This window comes from Streptomyces sp. NPDC058964 (assembly GCF_042741275.1).
Lineage (GTDB): Bacteria > Actinomycetota > Actinomycetes > Streptomycetales > Streptomycetaceae > Streptomyces.
Genome location: NZ_JBHYKH010000717.1, coordinates 1 through 3,491, shown reverse-complemented (window position 1 = coordinate 3,491; position 3,491 = coordinate 1). Strand labels below are relative to the sequence as shown.

Annotated in this window: 3 protein-coding genes and 2 pseudogenes; 1 reads left to right on the top strand and 4 read right to left on the bottom strand. The window is 69.1% G+C overall.

Translation table 11 applies throughout. The features are described from left to right. The 3 genes and pseudogenes from ACFW2E_RS43565 to ACFW2E_RS43555 form a co-directional block, all read right to left on the bottom strand. Nucleotides 1-572, bottom strand: a pseudogene (locus ACFW2E_RS43565) (integrase); the annotation flags it as partial. Between the two features lie 206 nt (nucleotides 573-778). Next, entirely contained in the window at nucleotides 779-1,096 is a 318-nt protein-coding gene (locus tag ACFW2E_RS43560) for a helix-turn-helix domain-containing protein (protein ID WP_384476735.1), read from the bottom strand. Then, nucleotides 1,093-2,157: a tyrosine-type recombinase/integrase gene (locus tag ACFW2E_RS43555; RefSeq protein WP_384476732.1), complete on the bottom strand. Its 1,065-nt coding sequence runs from the start codon at nucleotides 2,155-2,157 to the stop codon at nucleotides 1,093-1,095. The genes ACFW2E_RS43560 and ACFW2E_RS43555 overlap by 4 nt, the downstream gene beginning before the upstream one ends. Nucleotides 2,158-2,302: 145 nt before the next feature. Between ACFW2E_RS43555 and ACFW2E_RS43550 the strand changes: the two are divergent. Further along, nucleotides 2,303-2,500, top strand: a pseudogene (locus tag ACFW2E_RS43550) (ATP-binding protein); the annotation flags it as partial. On the opposite strand, the gene ACFW2E_RS43545 reads toward ACFW2E_RS43550, so the two are convergent. After that, complete coding sequence (locus tag ACFW2E_RS43545; protein ID WP_384476729.1) at nucleotides 2,473-3,285, bottom strand: hypothetical protein; 813 nt, start codon at nucleotides 3,283-3,285, stop codon at nucleotides 2,473-2,475. The pseudogene ACFW2E_RS43550 and the gene ACFW2E_RS43545 sit on opposite strands and share 28 nt — an antisense overlap. Nucleotides 3,286-3,491: the final 206 nt, after the last annotated feature.

Here is a 3,491-nt window from a genome sequence, read left to right as displayed (position 1 = left end):
GCAACGATGCGGCGCTTGCGCCGTCCGCCGGCGAGCCGTTCGGCCTGATCGGTGGGCAGGGCCAGGCCACGATGGGTGAAGAAGTCCTCAAGCGCGCGGGCGAAGGTGCCCACCGACCGCCCTGGTCGTCGGGACCGTTCCAGAAGTGCTTGGGGCGAGTTGGAGTGCTCGTCCTGCAGGAGGCGGCCGAGGCCGGTGATCAGGCCGCAGGCCCGGGAGACGCCGAAACGGGACGCGACATGCCCGACGAAGTCGTCCAGCCACGTCGGCGGGTTGGCGAGTTGGTCGCGGAGGAGTTCGCCGCGGATGAAGGGGCGGTCGGGATGTTTCTGCCAGCAGGCTGAGCACAGGCCCAGGCCGGCGTGCCGTCGCAGGTGTCCGCACTCGCGGCAGGTCCGCGGGGGCTGCTTGTCCTGCCGGGGCCGGGAGCAGTGTCCGCACCAGCCGGTCTCCTCGCGGAGATATCCCCGCTTGCCGCAGCGAGGCCAGGGCTGCTGGTCGGCGAGCCGCTCGGCCTTTCGCGGCAGACTCCGCAGAGCCGGTTGTGGGCCGCACGGACGGGTTGGCCGCATTGGTCGCAGACGCGCGAGCAGGTGATGCACCTGCCGGTGTCCTCCTGGAGGACCCGGTCTTTGCCGCAGGACGGACACATCGCCTTCGCTGCCTGTTCTTTCATCCGTCGCCAGCACTGGCAGCAATGTTGGCGGTCGTGATAGCCGACCGGCCCGCGGCAGGTGACGCAGTCCCGTTGTTTCTTGCTCATGGAGATGTCCGCAGGTCACAGAGGCGGCATCGACCAGCCCCGGGCGGAGCCTGCGGCCTTCGGGATGTCGGCGACGGGCCGGGGCGGATCCGCAGACCGCTCGACGGGGGTGGTGTCGATCTCGATCAGGTCGTTGGGGGTGCACTCCAGCGCGGTGCACAACGCGGCCAGGGTGGTCATCTTCACCTGCGAGGGTTCCTTGGTGAACAGCGCGGACACCGACGCCGAGGAGAGCTCCAGGCCGGCCTTCTCGGCCAGCAGCCGCCGCAGCTCGGTCCCGGTCCACACCTCGCGCTGGGCGGCAGCCATCCGTAGCCGCCATCGGATCTTCATGCCGTGGTGTCCTTCCCGGTCAGCTCGGCCAGAGTGCTGGCGACCGCCCGCAGATAGGCGTCCTCGATGAACGTCGCGGAGGGCCGGACATAACGCATGGTTGAGCTGACCGTCCAGTGCCCGAGCATTTGCTGGATCGCCACCAGGTCGACGCCGCGTTCGTAGTTGTGGGTCGCGCAGGCCCTCCGCAGGGCATGCGGGCTGACCCGCTCGGAGGCCGGGCGCCCTTCGAGCTCCATGAGATAGCGCAGCCGGTTGCGGTTCGTTCCGCGATGCAGGGCTCCGCCTGACTCGTCGGCGAACAGCACTGGAGAATCGGGAAACTTGGGGCGCACGTCGTCCGGGAACCATCGCAGCACCAGGTCCAGGCCATCGAGCATGGGCACCCAGCGGGGCCGGGGCCCAGAGGTGTGAGCCCCCTTGCCGAAGCGGACGTGGAGCTTGCCGAACGGGCCGCGGCTGAAGTGCACATCCGGCTTGTCCAGCAGCGATGCCTCCTCCGAGCGGAGGCCGGCGTGATACAGGGTCCGGAACATCGCATGGTCCCGGGCGGCTGGCCCGTACTTCCTCGCGGTCGCGATCCGTTGCTTCATGAAGTCGAAGAACTCCGCTACCCGTTCCGGTGTCGGCGGCGGCACCAGGGCCGGGGAGTCGTCGCCGACGTGCCGGGAGGCGTTGAACTCGTCGACTGGGCAGACCAGCCGGACACCGAACGTGGCCTCGATCTCGGCGGCTTTGCGGGCCTGCAGGAACCGGTGGAATCCCTTGAAGATCTGCACGTACTCGCGCCGGGTCGACGTCGACCGGCCCTTCACCGCGAGGTCGCCGACCACACGGTCGATGTCCTCCGGCGTCACCTCCCACGCGGGTCGGCCCAGGGCCGTGAGGGTTCGCTCCAGCAGGCCGATGTCGTTGTCGATGGTCACCGGGCTGAACCCGCGGGCCCGCCACGAGGCGACGAACGCGTCGACGCATGCGGTCTGGAACTGCCACGGGTCCGTCGCCAGCGGTTCCTGCGGGACGGCCCCGCCCGCGATGACCTGGAGTCTGGCCTTGGCCACCGGCACACCTTCCTCGCACCTGAACGGTCAAGGCAGCACCTTGAAAACCAGGGTGCTGCCGCGAAAACCAACGAGGACCTCAGGAACGGGATACGGCCAGGTGGCAGCGGCAACTCTTGTGAGGGAACAAGTGCCAGCCCCAGATGGCTGGACCAAAACCTTCACCGACCCCAGGCTCCGCGCGGCCATCGTCGACCGCCTCACCTTCGGCGGCAACATCATCGAGACCGGCACCGAGTCCTACCGCCTCGCTCACACCAAGGCGAACAAGGCCAACGCGACGAAGTATCCGGTCTCATGCCAGAGGACGGGCGCCTACCGCGGCGAGGGCGGCGGGCTCTGAAGGGCATCGGACGCCTCCCGGCTCAGCGCGCCGAGTCCGCTCAGTGCCTCGGCCACCTCCGATCCGGTCTCCAGCTGCCGCCACAGCTCCTGGAGGGCGGTGGAGACGTCCGAGCCGTTCTTGAACCGTCGCACCGCGATGTCCAGGTCCCGCAGCCAGCCGTCCATATATGGGTCGGCCGTCAGCCGGGCCACGTACTCGTTGATCTGGGCGGCCAGGTGCGCGGTGAGCCAGGCCCCGCCGGTCTCCAGCAGCCGACTGCGCACGGCCGTGTTCAAGAACGACCAGTGCGCCGAGACCTCGGCCACCGCCGGGACGGCCTGCTTCCCCGGCCGCACCGCGCTCCTGAAGCCTTCCAGAGCACGCTCCAGCTTTCCCTCTTCCAGCAGTTGTCGCAGATCGGTGAGGCCGGTGTCGTTCTGTCCCGACTCCCAGTTCCTGATCGCATTCTGAGCGGCGCGTTCCAATGCGAGCAGTCCAGTCGCCGCCTCATCCAGACCCTCCGCAGGGCCAGGGATCAGACGGGGCACAGAAGCGGCGAAGTCGCCGACCACTCGCACGGCCAGACGCCGCCCAGCGCGGGCTTCCACCGCCTCTGCCTGCGCCATCCCGACCCGGTTGAGCACGACCAGGGCCAGCGGGACGCCGAAGGCCGCCGCCGTCACGGACGAGAAGACGTTGGTGACGAACGCCCTGTCCGTCCAGAATCCTTCGTGATCCCCCCACCAGCCCAAGGCCAGCAGCACCACACCGGTCGTCCACAGTACCGCGCATCCGGCACGCAACCCGCGCGGGGTCTCCTCCCAGACTGACCGCACCCGCCCCGCCAACGCCACGTCCCTCCCCGAACGGCCGATCAACCAGCCTCAGACGCTACACCGCAGGCACACGCGCGCAGTCGGCGACGGCGCTCGCGGTCCCAATTGACGCCGCCCCGCGGGGCCACCTCACATCGCCCGCTCTTCACCAATCCCCCGCGAAATGGGGCCAA